This window comes from Micromonospora sp. NPDC051543, from assembly GCF_044454415.1.
In the GTDB taxonomy this organism is placed as follows: domain Bacteria; phylum Actinomycetota; class Actinomycetes; order Mycobacteriales; family Micromonosporaceae; genus Micromonospora.
Map to the genome: position 1 here is coordinate 56,683 of NZ_JBITDT010000018.1, position 20,583 is coordinate 77,265.

Here is a 20,583-nt window from a genome sequence, read left to right on the forward strand (position 1 = left end):
TACCGGCATCATGCGGTTGGTCAGACGTGCACTGTCGCCATTGATCTATCTCGCTGCCTGCCGCATGCTGTGGCAATACGGCGGGAGGTCGGCTAATGACTCTGAGTAGCCATGGCGAGCTGAGTGGTGGGGGCACGTTTACGACTCACCGGTCGAGTTGAGGGCGCATGGACAGGAGCGCCCGCACCCGCAGTGCGGCCGACGTGCCCGGTCCTCGGGGTTCTGCTGAAGCGTACGGCGCCGTGCTGGAGGCAGCTGTTTCTCACTTCGGTGCTTCCGTCGCGCCGATCCTTCAGCGGGGACTGGCTGCTCGGGAGGACACCTTGCGGGCACCAATGGTCGAGCTTCTCGTTGCGGTTGGACAAGCGATTGGCTGCCCGGTCAGGGCACACGGCGAGGTCCGCCTCCCGGAACTTGCTATCCGCCCCGACTACTTGATCGACGTCGACGGAGCCCCGATCGGGTATGTGGAACTCAAGGCGCCGGGCAGGGGTGTTCCCGGCCACGGTTGGCATCCCACGGCCCGGGAGCGTAGGCAATGGGTCCAGCTTCAGCTGCTTCCAAACGTTCTGTACACCGATGGTCAGTCCTTCGCGGTGTATCGCTGGGGAGAATTGCAGGGGCCAGTGGCACGGATGGACGGCGACCTGCATCGGGCCGGTGCGCGCCTTCGGCCCGCCAACGGCAACCTGGCGCTCGTGCTCCACGCTTTCCTTGCGTGGCGTCCACGTCAACATCGTCGCCTCGAACATCTGGTCCGAGACGCGGCACGACTTTGCCGATTGTTGCGCGACGAGGTGTTGGACACCCTCGGTCAGGAGCGACTCGGTGGGAGGGTCCGGCTCTTCAGCGATCATCTAGCCGACTGGCGCACCTGGCTGTTTCCCCACCTGAGCGAGGAGTTGTTCGCCGACGCCTACGCGCAGACCGTCACGTTTGGGCTGCTGTTGGCGCGTCGGTCAGGGATCGAGTTCGAGGGCAAGGAGCTGCCAACGCTCGGCCGAGAGCTGGCCAAGAACCACCTGCTCGTCGGGCGAGCGCTGGCCATCCTCACCGAGGACCACGGTGGTCCTAGCATTGAGCAGCGCAGCGTGGCTCTGCAAACGCTGCGGCGCGCTATCGAGGCCAGTGACTGGACAGATTGGCGGACAGACACATCGGACCAGCTGTATGAGCGCTTTTTGGAGTTGTACGACCCAGCGGTTCGACGGGGAAGTGGTTCCTACTTCACGCCGCAGCCCGTTGCGGACTTCATGGTCCAGTTTGTCGACAGCATCTTGCACGACAAGCTGAACCGACGGCTAGGTCTGGCCGACCGCGACGTAGTGGTCGTCGACCCGGCAATGGGTACAGGCACCTTCCTGTTGAGCGTCATTGCACGTGTAGCGAAGACGATTGCGGCCGACCACGGGGACGAGCCAGCTGAACTTCGTGCTCTCCTCGGTCGTTTAGTTGGATTTGAACGCCAGATCGCGCCCTTCGCCGTAGCGGAACTACGGCTGCACCAGGATCTCGCAGCGCGGGGACTGGAGGTTGCCGACGAGAAGGTCAGGTTCTACGTCACCGATACCCTGGAGGATCCTGACGTAGAGACGCTTGTTAGCCCGTACGTGTACCGGCCAATTGCTGACTCCCGGGCGCAAGCAATCAAGGTCAAGACCGAGGAACGGGTCATGGTCGTTCTCGGTAACCCGCCCTACCTTGAGCGTGCCAAGAATCAGGGAGGGCTCGTACTTGCCAGCAACAAGGGAAAGTCGAGCATGCTCGACGCTTTTCGAGGCACCGGTACCGGCAGACTCGAGTTCAAACTGCACAACTTGAACATCTACTTTTGGCGCTGGGCCACCTGGAAGGTATTCGAAGCGCATCCTGAGCACCCGGAGGGAGTCGTGGCCTTCGTCTGCACGTCGGCCTACACGACCGGGCCAGGCTTCGCCGGCATGCGTGAGTACCTGCGACGGCAGGCCGACTGGGGTTGGATCATCGATCTATCTCCTGAAGGGCATCAGCCCGAGGTGCCGACACGCATTTTCCCAGACGTGCAGCAGCCATTGTGTATCGGCGTATTCGGACGTGCCAAGACGGCCGATACGGAAACACCCGCCAGGATCCGTTACGTTGCCCTCTCCGGCAACAGGCAAGAAAAATTCGATGCCCTGCAGGCTCTGACTGCCGCAAGCGGTCGCTGGTTGGACTGCCCAGCGAAGTGGTCGGCTCCCTTCCGTCCCGCTTCGCAGGCCATATGGAACGACTGCGTTGCGCTCGCCGACCTGATGCCGTGGCAATCGCCAGGTATCAAAGCCAACCGAACATGGGTTTACGCTCCGGACGAAGAAACGTTGGCCCAGCGGTGGCGCCGTCTAAGCCTGGCTGCCGTGGTGGAACGGCCAGATCTGATGAAGGAAACTAAGGATAGGGCAATCGCCGTCGCACTCTCGCCGCACTTCGACGGCACCGGTCAGCCTGCGTCACTGACTGGCGATATTGACCCTCAGGTTTCTATCATGCGCGTATCTTTCCGGAGTTTCGATCGGCAGTATGTTATTGCCGACCGGAGGGTTGTCGATCGAGCCCGTCCCGATCTGTGGTCTACACACGGGAAACATCAGACGTATCTGACGACACTGTTCGCGGAATCGGTGACCTCCGGACCGGCCGTCGTGTTCGCGGCGGAGGTGCCGGATAACGACCACTACATGGGTCATCATGGAGGCAAGGTACTACCGCGGTACCGTGACGTCAGCGGTCATCATCCCAACATCGCCCCTGGTCTTATGGAGCACCTTTCTCGCCAGCTCGGTAGCGACGTTACCTGCGGAGACGTTTTCGCCTATGTTGCCGCCGTGGCGTCGCACCCCGGCTTCTCGACGCGATTTCGATCGGAGCTTCGCACCCCGGGAGTGCGGATCCCGTTGACATTGAACCCCAACCTTTGGCGTGCGGCAGTCGGCCTTGGTGAACGAGTGATCTGGCTTCAGACCCACGGTGAGCGTTATGTCTGCTCGTCGGCTGGCCGTCCACTAGGACCACCGAGGGAACTGCGCCCTGATGTCCTCGTGCCCGTACCAGGGGTGGCGGACCGCATGCCCGAAAGCATCACGTACGACCGGGACAGTTTGACCCTGTATGTGGGCGAGGGAGCCCTCGGTCCCGTCCCCTCAGCAGTCTGGGATTATGACGTTTGTGGCACGCAAGTTGTCAAGAAGTGGTTCGACTACCGCTCCAAGCGGCCCCGCGTGCGCAAATCGTCCCCACTGAACGAAATTGTTGCCAGCAAGTGGGACTTCACCGACGATTTGCGAAACCTGCTAGCCGTGCTCCATGGATGCGTGCTCCTCGAGCCGCAGCAGGACGACGTGCTGAAAGCCATCCTCGATGGACCTCTTCTGAAGGCGACAGAGCTTGAGGATTTAGGCATGCTGCCACCGGCAGATGAAGCGAAACGGCCGATCATCGATGTCCAGCCGCCCCTCTTCCGATGATCGGCTAGGTTGGACCATGTCTCGCGCTCGGTCCGGAATTCAGGATGGCCACGTAGGCCGGCGGCGCACTCTGTCCGGTCGCCGCTGTCGCCCGGGCACCCGTGGCGGATTCGGCCTGGCGGGCCTGGACCGGTGCCGGCAGATGCGCCGCAAGGGCCTCGTCCCGGGCGTTCGGCCGCTGTCTGAAGTGGACGTACGGCTGTAGCAACCTGCTGGGTTCCATCGATACCTTGGTCGGCATGGCATACCGGAACTACACGGCCGATGGCAGCTACTGGACGGTTCGGAAGCAGGGCTCCGTCTACTGGGTCGCCCGCATGCGCCGTGTCAACGGCTCCTACGAGTGGTTGGACACCTGGGGCGGTTATGAGCGTGCCGGAGCCGCCGCCGGCGCTGCCGCACAACTCGCCTACAACCAGGCCCGGGAAGATGTGCTCAAGGAACTGGTCGGCAATCTGCACACGGCGCTGGACCGAGCAGGTCTGGGTGCGTTGCCCACGCCGGCCCCGGTGAAGCCCCCCGCACGGTCGGAGCTTCCGGCGGCCGTCGACCTCGATGACCCTGAGGATTGACGGCGCTTAGGCAGGGCGTGTGCGGCTGGTGGAAGTGGGGCGCGAGACTGAGGTGAGCCCGGAGCTGGTGCCCGGCGTACTCGCCCGTGACGGTGTCGTCCTGATCCGGCAGGGGTCGATCGCCGAGGTCCGGGCTCTGCTCGACCGCTGGACCGCCCCCGTCGACCATCCGCATCAGGTTACCGGCGGGCTGACCGTCATCGAGCCTCGGTTACATAGGAGAGAGGACGATAACGAGGCCGGCTTCACCGATCTGGCCCTGTCGCCGCACACCGATCGCAGTCTGCACGCGCAGCCCCCCAGCGTGCTCGCCACCCTCATGCTGACTCCGGCGATGGCCGGGGGAAACGCCACACTGGTCGACGGCGCGCGGGTGCTGGCTGTCGTTCGCCAACACGCCGGGGATAGCGAGATCGCCGATCTGCGGTTGAGGACGGCAACCGGTCGGCCAGGCCCGGCGGTTGTCGAGATCAGTGTCGGCCACGCCCGCATCCGCTATCGCGACGACCGGATCGCCGTGCCGTACAGCACCGATGGGCGTATGGACCTCGTGGTCGCGATCCGCCGCCTGATCGCTGAGACGGCCCAAACTCTGCACCTGGGTGCGGGCGACGGTTACCTCGTACACAATCACCGGTTCCTGCACGGGCGCACGGCCTTCACCGGGGACCGGAGCTTGGCGCGTTTCCTGGCGAGAGTCAACAGCGACCATCCGTACACCTGGTTGAACCGGGGGTTTTCGATTGCGAGTTCCTAGATCGCGCCAGCCGGCGTCCTCCGCGCCCGACCGCAGCCACCTCGTCGCCGCGCTGTCGAAGGTGCCGCAACCGTCCGACGCGGCCTTCCCGCAGGCAATCCGGGCGGTGGTCGAGGCGTACCCCAACCCCGAGCCGCTGCTGCGCGCCGTTCTCGACGATCACGCCATTCGCCGTCGGTCCCGGTTCGCGGCGCTCTACGCTCTCCTGCTGCGGCTACGGCGCGAGGAACGCCACGCGGAGTACGCCTCGGTCGTCCGAGACCATGAGGACGAGTTCGGGGCAGAGCCCTACTTCCACACCTTCCGCGCGATCGTCGCCCGCGCCAAGGGCGACCTCGCCTCACTTCGCAGCTCAGTCGAATACTCCCGCCAGGCCGTCGCCTCCATGCCTGACGTCGCGGCGGTGATCCATCAGCTGGCGGCGTTCTGGGTCGAGTACCTCGAACGCCTGGAGGATCCGAGCCCGGCACGCGACCTCGAACAGGTGGAGCGGCACATCGACCGGGCGATAACTCTCACCCAGGGGCGTGCGGCCCACTACTACGAGACGAAAGGCCGGGTGCTGGCGCTGCGCGGCGAGTTCGAGGCGGCCAGGGCCGCCGTCGCGCAGGCAATCGAACTTGAGCCGCGCGACTCGCGGGACCACCTGCGTCGGCTCACCCAGTACCAGTCGAGCCGGATCCGGATCGATCTGATGCAGGAGCGCGCCCGGTGGGCCCAGGCCCACGCCCGCTTCCGCGCCGAGTTGACCGAGTTCAAGGGCCAGCAACTGCAACTCCTGGGCCTCCTGGCGGCCGTGGTGGCCTTCATCGCCACGGCCAGTAACATCGCCAGCCAGAGCACCGGCGTCGAGGGCCTCCGTCTCATGCTCGTGGCGTCCGGCGCGATAGCTGTCGTTTTCGGTACGTTCTCTCTCGTCAACAACAGCCGCGTTCGCCGGGTGATCGCAGCGGTCGTCATCGGATGCGCCATGATCGGGGCCGGAATGTTCGTGCCAGCCTCGTGGGTGTCATGAGAGTTTGGACAGCCCATGAAAGTAGGAGAAGCGATCACCTCGGCCGGTGGAACGCGGGCGAATGAAGACCGCGTCGGCCACCGCGGCACCCTCGCCTGGGTCATCGATGGCGCCACCGATCTGTACGACGATGCCGCGCTGCCCGCCGACAGCGATGTGCAGTGGCTTGTCGACCGCATCGGTGAGCGGTTGACTCAGGCTGGCGCGGACAACTATCAGGGCTCCGCCGCCGCGCTCCTGACGTCGATCGCCGACGATGTGGCCCGCGAGCAGACAGCACTGTCGTTCCCCGTGAGCCGGGTGCCGCCGGCCTGCTCAATCGCGGTCTGCGTCGACCAGGGCATCGGCTACGACCTCGCTCGAATCGGCGACGCCACCGCCGTGGTCCAGGGCGTTCAACCTGTGGTGCTGTCGACCGGCTATTTTGACCGACGCGAGGCCGCAGCGGTCGCGACAGATGAGGGCGAGGCGGACCGGGTCATCGCGGCCATGCACCAGCGCCGGCTGCACACGATGACCGCCGGTGATGTCGAATCGATCTTCTCCGGGCACCCGAATCGCCAACTTCGACCACACAGCGCCGCCGGCGAGTGGACGCACGCCGACTGCATACTGCTGTGCACTGACGGCTTCGCCCGGCTGGTCACCGACTACGAGATCTACCGCTCGTGGGCTCAGGTGATTCCCGATGCGCGTGATCGAGGGCTGCACTACCTAGAAAAGTTGATCCGGGACGCGGAAAGCGAACCCGGCAGCAGCGGTGGTCGGTTCAAGCGGGCCGACGACATCGCTGCTCTGCTGCTGACCGCTAATTGATGCCGCACCACGGAAGGACTTCTCGCGTGACGGAGCGACCGCCTTACCTGGTCGAGCGGAACCCGGGGTATTTCGAGTACCAGCTACCGATCTCGGTCAAGCTGGTCGTCGACCACCACGGCCGCGTGCCGCTGTTGCGGAACGAGCGCGACGAGTGGGAGTTGCCGGGCGGCAAGCTCGAAGTAGGTGAGACACCGGAGGATGGTGTTTGCCGGGAGGTTGCCGAAGAGCTCGGGTTGACCATCACCGACGTCGACATAATCGACTCCTGGGTCTACGAGATCACGCCGGTCCGGCACGTGTTCATCGTGAGCTTCGGCGCGACGTACGTCGGGGATGAGGAGCTCATCTACTCGGCCGAACACAAAGAGCTCGGCGTTTTCACGTACGACGAGGTGCCGCGATTGCACATGCCCGAGCCCTACAAACGGACCATCCAGCGCTGGCACGCCCGCCAGCTGCCGACGTAACGAGTTCGGGCTTCGTTTGATGTCAGGAGCAGCGGCAGGTTCCCAGCAGCGACGGCACCACTCCGCAGGCGAAACAGGTGTCTGGGTGAGGAGAGCGGACGGCCCGAGATGCAATCGGCCGGCTGCTGACCGGCTGTTTGGGGCGCGGTCGCTGGAGAGCGGCCTCCACCTGCTTGACGGTCGCCATCGGCCAGCCGCGCCCGCGTACGTGTTTGGTCAGCTTCTTCATGTCGAGGTGCGGAAACTTCGCACGCATGGCATGCGCCACCTCGGCGAGGCTCTGTTGGCCTCGTGCGGCCGCCGGGCTTCCCGTCGTTGGCTTGATCGCGCTGGGTGAACTAGTGACGGTAGCGATGCCAGGCTTCTTCGTCGCAGTTTTCCGGACCTCCGGAGGACGAGCAGGGGACTGCTGCCTGTGACGCGGAGAAGGATAGGCACGCAGAGCTGCGCGAATCTGTTCAACAGAGACCTGGGGCCACCCGTCCTGACGAAGGCGCCGAGCAATCGTTGAATCCTTGATGTTCGGCATTCGGTGCCGGAGATCGCGGGCGGCGTCTGCCAGGTCTCGCCTCTTGCGTTCGGTCAGGCGACCAGCGTTGGCCGGAGCGGCCTTGAAGGCAGATCCGCCTGAGGGGCGGGTGTAGCCTGCGCGACTTACAGGTTGGAGGCGGTCGAGCCAGACATCAGGCGTACGGTCGGGCTGGTCGTCATTCTCCCAGTCATGTCGGGAATCAGTTGAATCTCGGCCCTCCGCATTGGTGTACCAGTCGCTGATAGTTCGCCTGATTACCACGCCGCCTCCGATGCCGTCGGACCGGGATCTGGCAGAGAAAAGCCGAGCGCAAGCTCGTTCTTCCATCCGAGGAACTCGATGCTATTGGCGGTGACGTTGCCCCGGAAGCAGCCGTTCGTCCTGCCGGGGTGACTAATAATTGACTGCTGCGGGAGTTCGACGGAGATCGGAGTTAGGTGTTGCGCTCTCAAATCCGCTGGACCCACCGACGTCATACCGCCAATGAATGAGTCCTCGACTGCTGACCGGCTAACTGGCAGAGACCCGCCGCCGGATCCTGTCGACGATCGACGCCCTGCGATGATCTGGCAGCTCGACCCGTACCAGATGCTTGAACTCCTGCCGCATGGCGGGGAGGTCAACTGGCCGCCCGGCGAGCTCTGCGCACAAGTCCTCCAGCGGCCACGCGACCTAGTGTCCGTAGCGGACGGTGTAGATAGCTATCGAGTGCAGCGCGAACGCATTGGAGTAGTCGAGCAGCACGTACCCCAGCAACTGATCGACTTCGGCCCTGGTCAGTCCGACCGCACGGCTGCCGTCCGGCCGGGCCCTCCCCTGGGTGGCCTTGAAGTCGACGAGCACGCCGCCGACGATGAGATCGGAGTCAGCGTTGAGACCGGCACTGCCCTCGAAGGTCGCGCCTGTGACCACGGGCCCGACCGGCAGCACTGGTAGCAGTTGCCCCACTGCCAGGTCGCGCATCGCAATCAGGTCGGCGACCTCGTCGGCGTTCGCCAGTGCCAGCAGGTCGGGTGCCCGACTGTCCGGACCAAGTTGCATCAGGCGAGACCCGTCTACCCGAGCCGCCCGGTACAGCTCGACCAAGAGTGCGAGCGCGTAGGACATCCGTGCCCACCACTCATCAGACCGCTCTCTGAACCGGGCCGGGTGGAGTGGCCCCACGTGATTGCCGTCGCTATCGACCGCACCCAGGTCGTGCAGCAGTTCCAGGCCAGCTCGTTCGCACGGCGCTCGCCGCGTGCTCAGCCCGGTCACTGCGAGCCCGATTGATGGGGCCGGGTCGATCAGGAACCGCAACCACCAATCGATAGCAGCACCCTGCGTCGAGAGCGCAACGCTCGGGGGTGGCAGTACCCGGGCCGGGCCGATGGCCTCTCGATAATCGGCCTGCACGCCGTGGTGGTGCGGAAACGTCGCGCGGAGCCAACGGGCCACCGGGCTCTTGGCGGTTTTTACCTCATTGGTCAACGCAGACACGACTACCACCTTGATTGCTGCGAAGGCAGGTCGACATATCGGATAAGGCGTCTGCCATCCTGCTAGACCGTGAGCGTCTCGTCCGCTTCCTCGGATAGGTGGGCCTGGTCGTAGAACCACTGAAGGTGCTCCACAAGCGCCGATGCGGCTGCGTGATCCGCGAGGACGGCCAGTGGGATGCCGGGTCGCAGTGAGAGTTTCGCGGCGGCGATGTTCACGCCGGGCAGCTGATTAAGTCGTTGCCGGAACTGTTCACGCAGCGCCGGGGCGTCAAACGGCGGACGACTTGCCATGTGTTGGAAGACCACCTCAACTTTCCCGCTTGGATAAAGGGTCACCGGCCAAATGTCGCCGTCACGGTGACCACGTTCGCGGGCCATCAGGAAGCAGGATGTCTCTGCTCCACCGCCATAGAGGAGCGTGCCGCCCATCTCGGTCCATCGATCGAGCAGTGTCAGCGTGGCTCCGGCAACGACCGGGCCTTGCAGTACCCCGAGCTGTTCGGTGAAGCGTTCGGCGAGGGACTGCCCGTCACCGGGTCGAGGCTGGGGCAGCCGCCGTGGCAACTCGTCGGGGGCCAGACCGGTCAGTTGTGCCAACTCGTCGAGGTCGATGCGCTGGGTCTGATCGGCCCGGCCGTGCTGGTCGAACTCGACCCCTTCGGCTTTCAGCACCGCGACCGGGTCGTCCGTGCGTCCGTCGGGCCACCGGAAACCCCCAGCTTTCGTTCCTTCAGCCTGCAACACCCGATGGGCGTTGGGTACCGGGACGGCGCGTAGCCGGTTGCCGACCGGCTGGGGCGCCGTGCCGATCAACGCAGCGAGGTCTCCATAGGTTGTCCAGGAGCCGGCCGGCATTGCGGAGAGCGCCGCCTCCATGAGGTCCCAGCGCACCTCGGACTGATCGACCGTAGGCCCGGTCGGCCCCGGCCACAGATTGATGATTCGCTCGGCAAGTGCGTCGGCCCGGGCATGAATCTGCGGTCGCCCCCAGCGCTCACAGGCGACGATGTCCCGAGTGAGGCGTACGCCGCTCCTTGCGAGGTCGACCCGCTTGACGGCGAAAGGGCTGTTACCCAGCTCGGCGTTGTAGCCGGTCAGCGTGAGATTGCCCAACGTGTGCTTCAGAGCGTCGTGCACCTCGACGACGTTCTCGTGCGGTTCGAGGTCGGCAGCGAGCATGCGCTGCCACTCTGGACCCATGCTTTGCGGCAGGACGTGCTCGATGGTCAGCTTTGCTGGAGAGACTGGCTCCTTGCTGTCGTATGATTCCTCCAACCAGCGCAGCACCAGCGAACGCTGCGATGCTCGTCCGTTGGTGTAGAACGGCAGCGAGCGTACTGCGTGGCGTACGTCGGCGTCCGTCGCGTAGTACTTGCGGCCGGCCGACAGGTAGGCGTGTACCGCCTGGTCGACCGGTAGGTCCTTGTTCATCTCGGTGACGATGGACAGCAGATTGCGGTTGATGTTCGCGGTGGCCCGGCCTATCAGCAGCCGCCGGACGAGGAAGCTCTCCACGTACCGCATTGCGGACGCCACTTGCGCGCTGGTTGCAGTGCCCAGGCTGCGACGATCCAGCAAGTGCAGCAGGAGCGGGTAGACGGTAGTCGTGCCCCAGGCGTGCAATCGCTCCAGCCGGAAACGTACGTCTGAGTCCTGCTCCTTGTCGGGATGCAGGATGATTTCCAGTAGCCGGCCGAGACGACCGAATCGACGCACCTCGGCCTCGATGTCATCTTCTGTGCCGAGCCGGTCGAGCCGCGCTTGCTGCCGCGCGTACGTGTCGCCTTGTGTGATTCGCGGGTCGCGCTGCACCAGGTCCAGCCAGAACAGGGTCTCCAACTCGGTTGAGTTGAACCGTTGCTGCAACGGCAGCCAGTGCGCGTCGTACACGGTTTTGCTGCGGTCGGGCAGACGCATGAACAGGTAGTTGCGCAGCAAGTCGGCTTGGGTCAGTTTGAGGCCGGTGTTGTTCAACGACTCAAAGATTCGATAGACGTTGTCGTCGGGGTGAGCGATCACCGAGACTAGCGCTAATCCGAAGAGCACTGCATCTTCCAGGTTCTTGACCTGTGTCGCGTCGGCGGAAGCCGCCAGCCTGTCACGGAAGAACTTGTACGCTGCGCCGACATCACCCCCACCGGCCTGCGCCGAGGAGTCCACGCAGGCGAGATAGGCATCGAGGTCGGCCTGGGTGGGGACGAGCTTCAGACGGCGCTCGGGCACCCACTGGTTGATCAGATACTGGCCAGTGAGTCGGTCACGGTGGCTGTCATCTTCGGTGGCTACCCGATGGTCCCGGATGGCGCAGAGCAGAATGGACAGGGTTGTCAATCGCTGTTGGCCATCGACCACCAAGAACACCCCGACGCCGGCCGGGCCGTTGTTGGGGCTGGGTGCCAGCACCAGCGACCCAATGAAGTGAGTCGTTTTCGGGTTCTCGACCCTGTCCTCGGCGAGTCGGACGATGTCGTCCCACAACCGCTCCAGTTGGTGGCCCTGCCACGAGTAGGTGCGCTGGTAGAGAGGCACCTGATACTGCTTCGTGCCTTCGAGCAGTCCTTGCAGGGTCGTCTCTGCCGCTGCGACCATTGGGTAGCCGTCACCTCATCCGTTCCGGAGCCGTTCCGGCACGCGATCATAAGGCGGATCACAAAGAGCCGTACAGCCTTACATCGCTTCCGATGAGGTGGTACTGCCGCCTTGTTGGATGTAAGCCGTGGTGAGAGTCGGGCTCGGCGCTCTCTCTGGAATGTATTTGTCGCGAATCCGACTCACCCCGCTTGCGGGTTGTCGCGCAGGTCATCCCCGGTAAGGGGTGAAGTAGCATGCGGCGGTGATCCGCTCATGAGACCGACGATCGCCGCCGACACCCTGCGTCGGACCCTCACCCAGTACCTGACCACCACCTTCGGCCTGACCGAGGACGGCGTACGCCAGGGTCTGGAAGGTTTTCTCTCTCACCAGGAGCAGGGCATCTTCCGCGGCCCGTACCTGCGGATCCGCACCCCCTTCCGCCCGGCGGAGGGTGACTGGCGGGCGCACCTCGACTGGGCGCCGGCCGATTTCACCCCTTACCTGCATCAGGCGAACGCGTTCGCCCGGTTGTCGACGAAGGGCAGGCCGGCCGAGCCGACGCTGATCACCACCGGCACCGGCTCGGGTAAGACGGAGTCGTTCCTGATCCCGGTGCTCGACCACTGCCGTCGGCAGAAGCAGCAGGGCCGGGCAGGCGTCAAGGCGATCCTGCTCTACCCGATGAACGCCCTCGCGACGGACCAGACGTCTCGCATCAACGAGTTGCTCTCCGACCCGGCGCTCAGCCAGGTCACCGCCGGTCTCTACATCGGCGACGTGGCGGCCATCGAGTACGCGCACGTCTTCACCAAGCGGTCGGAGATGCGGCGCACGCCGCCGGACATCCTGATCACCAACTACAAGATGCTGGACCTGCTGCTCCAGCGGGCCGACGACCTGCCGCTGTGGGAGGGCGCCGAACCGGCGTACGTGGTGCTGGACGAATTCCACACCTACGACGGCGCGCAGGGCACCGACGTGGCGATGCTGCTGCGCCGGCTCGCCGCGGCGCTCAATCTCGACGAGCCGGAGCGGCCGTTGGGGCCGATCTGCCCGGTGGCGACCTCCGCGACGCTCGGCGAGGGCGGCGGCCGGGACGGTCGTACCGCGATCCGTGAGGTCGCCGAGCAGGTCTTCGGCGTCGCCTTCGATGCCGGCTCGCTGGTGGGGGAGGACCGGTACGAGGCCGGCGAGTTCGTCGCCCGCCAGGACTTCAGCCTGCCGCTACCCAGCCCGGAGCAGCTCGCGGCCGTCGACGACCGCGACCCCGAGGCGATGATGGCCGAGGTCGCCGAACTGGTGGTCGGCGAGCGCTGTCTCGACGCCCCGACGCGCCTCGGTGAGCTGCTGCGCCAGCATCCGTTGACGAAGGCGGTGCTCGACTCGCTCCAGACGCGGCCGTGCACCCTTGACGAGATCATCGACGTGTTGCCTCGCAAGAACGCGACCGGCTGGGGCAGCGTGATGAAGACTCCGGCTGAGATCACGGCGAAGGCACTTGCCCGGTTCGTCGGGCTGCTCTCCGTCGCGCAGAACCCGGACGTTCCAGGCCGTCCGCTACTGAACATCGAAACCCACCTGTGGGTACGCGCCGTCTCCCGCCTGCTGCGCGGCACCTCCCACCAGGCCGCCTTCGGCTGGTACGGCGAAGCGCCGCGCGAGCTGGACCCGTACGCCACCGACGCCGACGTGGTCGTGGCCGACAACCGCTACCCACGGTTACCGGCCATCTACTGCCGGCACTGCGGTCGTTCGGGCTGGATGGCGTTGTCGCCGGAGAAGGATCCGCAGGAGCTGGAGACCGACCCGGACAAGATCTACCGGGCCAGCGTCGGCCGGGACAAGCGCCGGGTCCGCGCGCTGATCGCCGCGACCGACGACGAGGTACGCCAGCGCTCCCGCGGTCTGCTGGTCCTGGAGTACGGCCGTCGGGTGCGCCCCTTCGACGAGCACCGCGACCGCGAGCCCACCGACGACGCGATCGTCGTGCTCGGTGACGTCCTCGACATCGACGGTGCGGAGAAGGACCGCTGCCCGTCCTGTGAATTGGACCATGGCATCCGCTTCCTCGGCGCCGGCCTTGCCACCCTCGCCTCGGTGGCGATCACGCAGCTCTTCACCGGTGGGGAGCTCGACGAGGCCGAGAAGAAGACGCTGCTCTTCAACGACTCGGTCCAGGACGCCGCGCACCGCGCCGGTTTCGTCGCCAACAGGTCCTACTCGTTCTCCCTGCGCTCCCTGCTCGCCGGTCGGTTGAAGGCTGGGGAGTCGATCGGGCTCGACGACCTCTTCGTCAGGATGATCGAAGAGGCGGCCAAGCCGGAGATCCTCTCCACCGTCGTGCCGCCCGACCTGTACGACCAGCCCGGTGTCGACAGCCTGGTCGCCGGCGAGCACAGCGGCAGCCGGGAGACCTGGGAGCTGATCAGCGAGCGACTCGTCTTCGCCACCGTGATGGAGACCGGCCTGCGTTCCCGTCAGGGCCGCACCCTGGAGTTGACCCGCAGCGTCGCCGTCGAGGTGGCCCTCGACGATCCGACGCGAGCCGCTGCGATCTGCCGGGACATCCACCTCACCGGTCCCGGCCACCTCGCCGTGGCGCCGCCGGACGACGCCCGCTACCTCGCCTTCGTCCGCGGCCTGTTGGAGCGGCTGCGTGTCCGCGGCGCGGTGTTCCACGAGTGGCTGGTGCCGTACCTGAAGCGTGGTGGCACCCGGTGGCAGATCTGGGGTGGCCGGCCGGCCGGGATGCCCGCGTTCCCGAGGGGGCTGTCCGCGCCCGCGTTCCTGCTCGCGACGCCGAAGTCCCGCTCGGAGTTCGACGTGATCACCGCACGGGGCAACTGGTACCAGGACTGGACCTCGCGCTGCCTCGGTCTCGATTCCGGTGACGGCGCCGGCTTCCTCAGCCGGCTGTTGCCGGCCCTCGCCGCCGCCGACGTGGTCGCCGCCGGCGACACCGAGGACGGCAACACGGTGTACGGGCTGATGCCCGGCCATCTGCGGGTGACCCGACTCGACGACGCGTCCGCCGCGATGGCCGGGGTCGGCTGCGACACCTGCCACTGGCAGCAGACCGAGCACCCTGATCGGGTGGCCGACTGGATCGGTCAGCCGTGCCGGCAGTACCGCTGCCGGGGTCAACTCCAGGCCGCCCGCGACGACACCGCCGCCGACGACTACTACCGCCGGCTCTACCTGGACAGCCAGGTATTCCGGGTCGTCACCGGCGAACACACCGGCATGCTGACCCGCGCCCAGCGGGAGACGGTGGAGAAGGAGTTCCGCGACGGCGAGCGCTACACCGACCCGAACGTGCTCTCCTGCACGCCCACCCTGGAGATGGGTATCGACATCGGCGCTCTCTCGGCGGTGGTGCTCGCGTCACTCCCGCACGGCCCGGCCAACTACGTCCAGCGGGCGGGCCGCGCCGGCCGCAAGAGCGGTAACGCCCTGGTGCTGACCCTGGTCGGGAGGACCGAACGGGACCGTTACTACCTGGCTGATCCGCGCGACATGATCGCCGGCCAGATCGTGCCACCCGGCTGTTTCCTCTCCGCCGTGGAGATCCTGCGCCGCCAGTACCTCGCCCACCTGATCGACCTGGCCGCCCGTGGCCGTCTCGCCGGGGTACTGCCGATGCCACGGCGGGCGCACGTGCTGTTCGGCCCGACCGGCTGGCTGACCGGCCTCGCCGAGGCCGCACGTCGCGACGGCGGTCGGCTGGTGGAGGAGTTCCTCACCCTCTTCGGCGACACGGTTCTGCGAATTGCCGCCGACCAACTGCGTGAGTTCGCCGCCGATGGCATCGTCCACCGGGTCAAGGAAGCCGACGAGATCTGGGATTCCCGATTGGCCGACCTGCGTCGCCGGATGCAGGAACTCGCCACCGCCCGAGGCGCGCTCGTGCCCAGCGACCCGGACCACGCGCGCGAAATCAAAATGTTGAAGGCGGAGGAGGGGGCGGTCCGTCGCCGGTTGCGCGAGGTCAGCTCGGCTGCCGCCCACGGCACGATGGTCGAGTTCGGGCTGCTGCCGAACTACGCGCTCATCGACAGTCGAACTGACCTCGAAGCCACCCTGACCTGGGAAGACAAGGCCGACGGCGACCGCCGGTTCCACAGCGAACTGCGTGAGTACGCCCGCCCCGCCCGGCAGGCACTGGTCGAGATCGCTCCCGGCAACAGTTACTACGTGCGGGGCTACAAGCACGAGATCTCGGGGCTCGACGTCGGTCCGGCGGACCGTCCGGCGTACGAGCAGTGGCGGATCTGCGCCCAGTGCGGCTACGTCCGCACCCACCTTGCCAAGGAGGACACCAGCGCCTGCCCGCGCTGCGCGGACCCGGGCATCGCCGACCACGGGCGACTGTTCCAGGTCCTCCAACCGACCCGGGTGCTCAGCCGCGACAAGCGCGACGACGCCCGCATCCGCGACGACAGCGACGACCGGGACCGGCGTTTCTACGCCACCACCGTCGCCGTCGACGTGGACCCGGCCAAGGTCGATTCGTCCTGGCGGCACGCCCGTGACACGTTCGGCGTCGACTACAGCCGGCACGCGATGATCCGGCACTTCAACCTGGGCGCGCAGCGCTACGACCGGGCGGCCGAACTGTTCGCGGGCGAGGAGGTGCGGATCAACCGCTTCCACACCTGCACCTCCTGCGGCGGAACCACGGTTGATGGTGCCCCCGCGGTGAGCCAACAACTCGCCGCGGAGGCGTCCGGGGCGACCGTTGTGAAGGGCGCTGAGCATCACCGGCCCTGGTGCCCCTACCGGCGCTCGCCCGCCGCCCCGGACGCCCACGTCGACCTGATCCTCGCCCACGAGTTGGAGACCGAGGCGCTGCGCATCCTGATCCCGGCCGCCACCGCCGTGGTCCAGGAACGCATCGCGTCGTTCGCTGCCGCGATCCGCCTCGGCATCGCCGCGCAGTACGGCGGGGACCCGGCGCACCTTCAGGCGGTGTCGGCCACCATGCCGGACGGGCAGAGCGACGGAACGCGCAACTTCGTGGTCGTCTACGACACTCAGCCACAAGGCACCGGCTACCTGCACCGCCTTGCCAAACCTGAGGAGTTTCGCGCGGTCCTGGAACTCGCGCGGCAGCGGATCGCCGACTGCGCCTGTCGACACGAAGGCAGGCCGGTCTGTCATCGCTGCCTCCTGCGCCACGCGCGCAACGAGCACTTCGCCCTGATGAGCCGCGACGAGGCGTTGGGGATGCTGGACAAGCTCCTCGACAACTGGGACGTCGAGGAGGGCACCCGGACGGACGAGATCTCGCTGATCCACCAGGTGGAGAGCGAGTTGGAGATGCGGTTCCTCACCAAGCTGCTGGCGCTTGGCGAGACGCCCAACTCGGGCCTGCGGATCGATCGACGGACCGACCACGATGGTGCCCGCATCGCCGACCTGCGGTTCGTCCGCGACAACGGTCAGAGCGTCACCCACTGGCAGATGAAGCTGCAGAACACCGTTCGCGGCACCCGCCCCGACGTCCACTTCAAACGCCTCGACGCGCCGTCGCCCGAGGTGGCCGTTTACCTGGACGGTTTCAAATACCACGCTTCATCCCAGTACAACCGGCTCGCGGACGACGCGGAGAAACGTGCCCGGCTGCGCGCGCACGGCTACCTGGTCTTCGCCGCCACCTGGGACGACGTCAAGACCTGGGGCAGCACCGACGGGCAGGGGCGGTGGGCCCCGTACGGCGGGGTCAGCAAGCAGACGGCCCGGGAGCGATACCGACAGTTCCTCCCCGGCGCCGACCCCGATGAGCTTGAGGAAACCATCTGGGTCAACCCGATCGAGCAACTGATGCGCTTCCTCGCCGACCCCGATCTCACCCGGTGGCAGCGTCGGGCGGAAGCCACCCTCGCCGGCCTTCTGAAGCAGGCCCGGGACAACACCGCCACTGACTCCAGCGGTGTGGCGGAGCGCCTGTTGGCCGCGTTGCGCGGCGAACCGCTGCCCGGGCCGAATGCCCGCCACATCATGATCGCGCGCGGCCGCGACAGCGCCGACTGCCCGGTGACCCTCGTGGTAGACGGGCGCAGCAAACCGTTGCCGACGTGGTCGGCGTTGACCGTCCTCGACGACCTACCGGCCGCCGTCGCGAGTGCGGGCCATAAGGACAGGTGGGCTGCGTGGCTCGCCTGGGGCAACGTCATCCAGTTCCTCGGTAACGGTGGCGGCGACGCGGGTCAGCTCGCCGTATCGACGCTTGACACCTTCGAGCCGGCCTCGCTGGCCGTCACCGAGGGCACCGGGCTGGTGCTGGCTCAACGCGCGCTGCCGCTCGACGAGGAGACGGCGACGTGGCTGGGCGTCGTAACGCAGCCGGCGATCACCGAGCCCGAGACCCTGGACACGAGGTCGCCGTGGCGGGACGTCCTACGCTACCTCGACCCAGACGAGAAGACTCTCGACCAGCTCGTCCAGCAGCTCGCCAGACAGGACTTGCCGGCCCCGGTCGTGGGCTACGAGCTGGGTGACCAGGGCTGGCAGGCGGAGCTGGCCTGGCCCGACCGGCGGATCGCCATCGTGCTGACCGGCCCGTCCGACGACCCGGAGACGGGAGACCGCGATCGGGCGTACGCAAACGCGGGCTGGCACGCCCGTACCGCGCGGGAATGGTCGGTTGACGAGTTGGCGGCAGAGATCAAGGCGACGAGCGGGGGAGAACGCCGATGAGCACCGGAGCAACGACTCTGCGGATGCTGGACCGCGCCGACAAGGAGGTCATGAAGCTCACCCGCGCCGACATCGGAGCGGTCTACGAGTTCATGCACAAGTTCCGGCACAACCCGGAAAACCCCGGCCTCAACCTCAAGGCGCTCAACAGCGAATCCCGGCTGATGTCCGCCCGCGTCAACAAGGACTACCGGGCGCTGCTGCTGCACATCGCCGCGCGCGACTACCTGCTCGTCGCGGTCAAGCACCGCGGTGAGGTGTACGACGACCTCAGCCGCTACGCGTACCGCATCAACCGGATCACCGGCGGCATCGAGGTCGTCGACCTGGCGCCCGTCGGTGACAGCATCATCGGCCGGGTCGTGCCGCCCGAGATTGAGCCCGAGCCCGCGCAGAAGCCGCTCTTCGACACCTACAGCGACGCACAACTGCTGAATCTCGGCGTCTCCGAGCCGTTGCTGCCGCAGATCCGCGAGCTGACCACCGAGGCGCAACTTCTGGAACTGCTCGATCGGGCGCCGCAGCTCACCACCGACGTGCTGTTCGCGCTCTTCGACGGCACCCCCTACGACGAGGTGCTTCAGCAGGTCACCGACCCGGTCCGGGCCGACGAACCGGTCGACCCCGAGGATTTCGAAGCCGCCGTCGAACGTCCCGCTACCCAGGTGACCTCCGACGACGAGGCGTTGCAGGCGATGCTGGGCGAGGCCTTCGAGCGGTGGCAGATCTTCCTGCACCCCACCCAGCGGAAGCTGGTCGAGCGCCCCTACAGCGGCCCGGCCCGAGTTGGTGGCGGTCCAGGCACTGGCAAGACCATCGTCGCTCTGCACCGGGTAGCTCACCTCGCACGGCAGCTGCCGCCCGGCATGGACAAGCCGATCCTGCTGACGACCTTCAATCGGAACCTGGCCGCCGACCTCCGCACCCGCCTGATGGCTCTCGGCGGGCAGGAGTTGGTGTCGCGCGTCGACATCGTCAACATCGACCGGTTGGCCAGCCGGGTCGTGGCCGAAGCCAAGGCGGGTGGCAGCCGCCGCGTGGTGGACGACAATCGCGTCCTCGAACTGTGGGACGAGTTTCTCCTGGAAACCGGAGAGACCGGCTGGGAGGCGGAGTTCCTCGCCGCCGAGTGGAATCAGGTGATCCTCGGCCAGGTGCTCAACTCGCGGACCGACTACTTCAAGGCCCGCCGTCCCAACCGGGGTCGTAGTCTCAGTCGGGCCGAGCGGGACCAGATCTGGCAGCTGACCGAGCGCTTCGCCACCTGGCTGGAGAACCGCGGCGTCTGGACCTGGCGACAGGTGGCGCAACGGGCCGCCCGCCTCGAGATGGACCGCACAGCCCACACCGGTGGCGTGGCCGGTGAATCGTCCGGTGGGTTCTACCGGCCGCGCTACCGCCACGTGGTGGTCGACGAGGCGCAGGACCTCAGCGCCGCGCACTGGAAGATGTTGCGCGCCATGGTCGCGCCCGGGCCGGACGACATGTTCCTCACCGGCGACACCCACCAGCGCATCTACGACAACCACGTCACGTTGGGCAGCCTCGGCGTCAACATCCGCGGGCGGTCGTCCCGCCTCACGCTGAGCTACCGCACCACCCGGCAGATCCTCGCCGACGCCCTGCAGATCATGACGGGGGAGGTCTACGACGACCTCGACGGCGGTGAGGAGAACCTGGCCGGCTACCGGTCGTTGCTGCGCGGCGGCCGACCGGTTTTCCGAGGGGCAGCGACATGGGCGCAGGAGCGGGACCTGATCGTCGAGCAGCTGCGCGACTGGGGCAACGCGACGAATGGCTCGATCGCCATCTGCGTACCGACCAAGGACCTCGCGGCGGACGTCATCAGTCGGCTGGAGGCGGACGGCTTGGCGGTGGTGGAGATCGGCCCGGACGGCCCGAAGCGCCCCGACGGCGTGCACATCGGCACGATGCACCGGTTCAAAGGCCTCGAGTACCAACGCATGATCATCGCCGGGGTCAGTGACGGCCTGGTGCCTCGGCAGATGATCAGCAGGTACCGGGACACTGACGCGAAGCGCTACCAGCGCGAGCGCCAACGCGACCGGTCGCTGCTCTTCGTCGCCGCCACCCGTGCGCGGGACGAGCTCGCGGTGTTCTGGCACGGCACGCCCAGCCCGTTCTTGACCGCGCGGCTCGTGCAGCGGCAGCTAGCCTGAACGCC

10 protein-coding genes are annotated in these 20,583 nt (G+C 66.6%); 8 read left to right on the forward strand and 2 right to left on the reverse strand.

The genetic code is table 11. The features are described 5' to 3' along the window. Positions 1-335 precede the first annotated feature (335 nt). From ACIA3K_RS27000 to ACIA3K_RS27025, 6 genes are all read left to right on the forward strand, one after another. On the forward strand, positions 336-3,482 hold the full coding sequence (locus ACIA3K_RS27000) for a type ISP restriction/modification enzyme (protein WP_396804459.1): 3,147 nt from the start codon (positions 336-338) through the stop codon (positions 3,480-3,482). Between the two features lie 239 nt (positions 3,483-3,721). Next, positions 3,722-4,054 (forward strand): hypothetical protein, encoded by a 333-nt coding sequence (locus ACIA3K_RS27005; RefSeq protein ID WP_145780643.1) that lies wholly within the window; start codon positions 3,722-3,724, stop codon positions 4,052-4,054. Positions 4,055-4,073: 19 nt separating this feature from the next. Next, on the forward strand, positions 4,074-4,811 hold the full coding sequence (locus ACIA3K_RS27010) for a TauD/TfdA family dioxygenase (RefSeq protein ID WP_396804460.1): 738 nt from the start codon (positions 4,074-4,076) through the stop codon (positions 4,809-4,811). Further along, positions 4,798-5,826, forward strand: a complete 1,029-nt coding sequence (locus ACIA3K_RS27015; protein ID WP_396804461.1) for a hypothetical protein — start codon at positions 4,798-4,800, stop codon at positions 5,824-5,826. Before ACIA3K_RS27010 ends, ACIA3K_RS27015 begins: the two co-directional genes overlap by 14 nt. A 15-nt stretch (positions 5,827-5,841) precedes the next feature. Then, the gene (locus ACIA3K_RS27020) at positions 5,842-6,642 is read left to right on the forward strand and encodes a protein phosphatase 2C domain-containing protein (protein ID WP_396804462.1); all 801 of its coding nucleotides are present in this window, start codon (positions 5,842-5,844) and stop codon (positions 6,640-6,642) included. 26 nt (positions 6,643-6,668) lie between these two features. Beyond that, the gene (locus tag ACIA3K_RS27025; RefSeq protein ID WP_396804463.1) at positions 6,669-7,112 is read left to right on the forward strand and encodes an NUDIX domain-containing protein; all 444 of its coding nucleotides are present in this window, start codon (positions 6,669-6,671) and stop codon (positions 7,110-7,112) included. 1,204 nt (positions 7,113-8,316) lie between these two features. On the opposite strand, the gene ACIA3K_RS27030 is transcribed toward ACIA3K_RS27025, so the two are convergent. Continuing rightward, positions 8,317-9,123, reverse strand: coding sequence for a hypothetical protein (locus ACIA3K_RS27030; protein WP_396804464.1), 807 nt, complete (start codon positions 9,121-9,123; stop codon positions 8,317-8,319). A 62-nt stretch (positions 9,124-9,185) separates the two neighbouring features. Then, on the reverse strand, positions 9,186-11,714 hold the full coding sequence (locus tag ACIA3K_RS27035) for a DUF262 domain-containing protein (protein WP_396804465.1): 2,529 nt from the start codon (positions 11,712-11,714) through the stop codon (positions 9,186-9,188). Positions 11,715-11,969: 255 nt separating this feature from the next. Here ACIA3K_RS27035 and ACIA3K_RS27040 point away from each other — a divergent pair, with 255 nt between their 5' ends. Together ACIA3K_RS27040 and ACIA3K_RS27045 are read left to right on the forward strand one after the other, a co-directional pair. Beyond that, positions 11,970-18,398 (forward strand): DEAD/DEAH box helicase, encoded by a 6,429-nt coding sequence (locus ACIA3K_RS27040; protein ID WP_396804466.1) that lies wholly within the window; start codon positions 11,970-11,972, stop codon positions 18,396-18,398. Continuing rightward, positions 18,395-20,578 (forward strand): UvrD-helicase domain-containing protein, encoded by a 2,184-nt coding sequence (locus tag ACIA3K_RS27045; protein ID WP_396804467.1) that lies wholly within the window; start codon positions 18,395-18,397, stop codon positions 20,576-20,578. Before ACIA3K_RS27040 ends, ACIA3K_RS27045 begins: the two co-directional genes overlap by 4 nt. The last annotated feature ends 5 nt before the right edge of the window (positions 20,579-20,583 follow it).

Bases quoted from the DNA above. Each gene is read 5' to 3' on its own strand.
- ACIA3K_RS27035 (WP_396804465.1), bottom strand. From the start codon at position 11,714: ATGGTCGCAGCGGCAGAGACGACCCTGCAAGGACTGCTCGAAGGCACG.
- ACIA3K_RS27000 (WP_396804459.1), top strand. From the start codon at position 336: ATGGTCGAGCTTCTCGTTGCGGTTGGACAAGCGATTGGCTGCCCGGTC.
- ACIA3K_RS27005 (WP_145780643.1), top strand. From the start codon at position 3,722: ATGGCATACCGGAACTACACGGCCGATGGCAGCTACTGGACGGTTCGG.
- ACIA3K_RS27045 (WP_396804467.1), top strand. From the start codon at position 18,395: ATGAGCACCGGAGCAACGACTCTGCGGATGCTGGACCGCGCCGACAAG.
- ACIA3K_RS27020 (WP_396804462.1), top strand. From the start codon at position 5,842: ATGAAAGTAGGAGAAGCGATCACCTCGGCCGGTGGAACGCGGGCGAAT.
- ACIA3K_RS27040 (WP_396804466.1), top strand. From the start codon at position 11,970: ATGAGACCGACGATCGCCGCCGACACCCTGCGTCGGACCCTCACCCAG.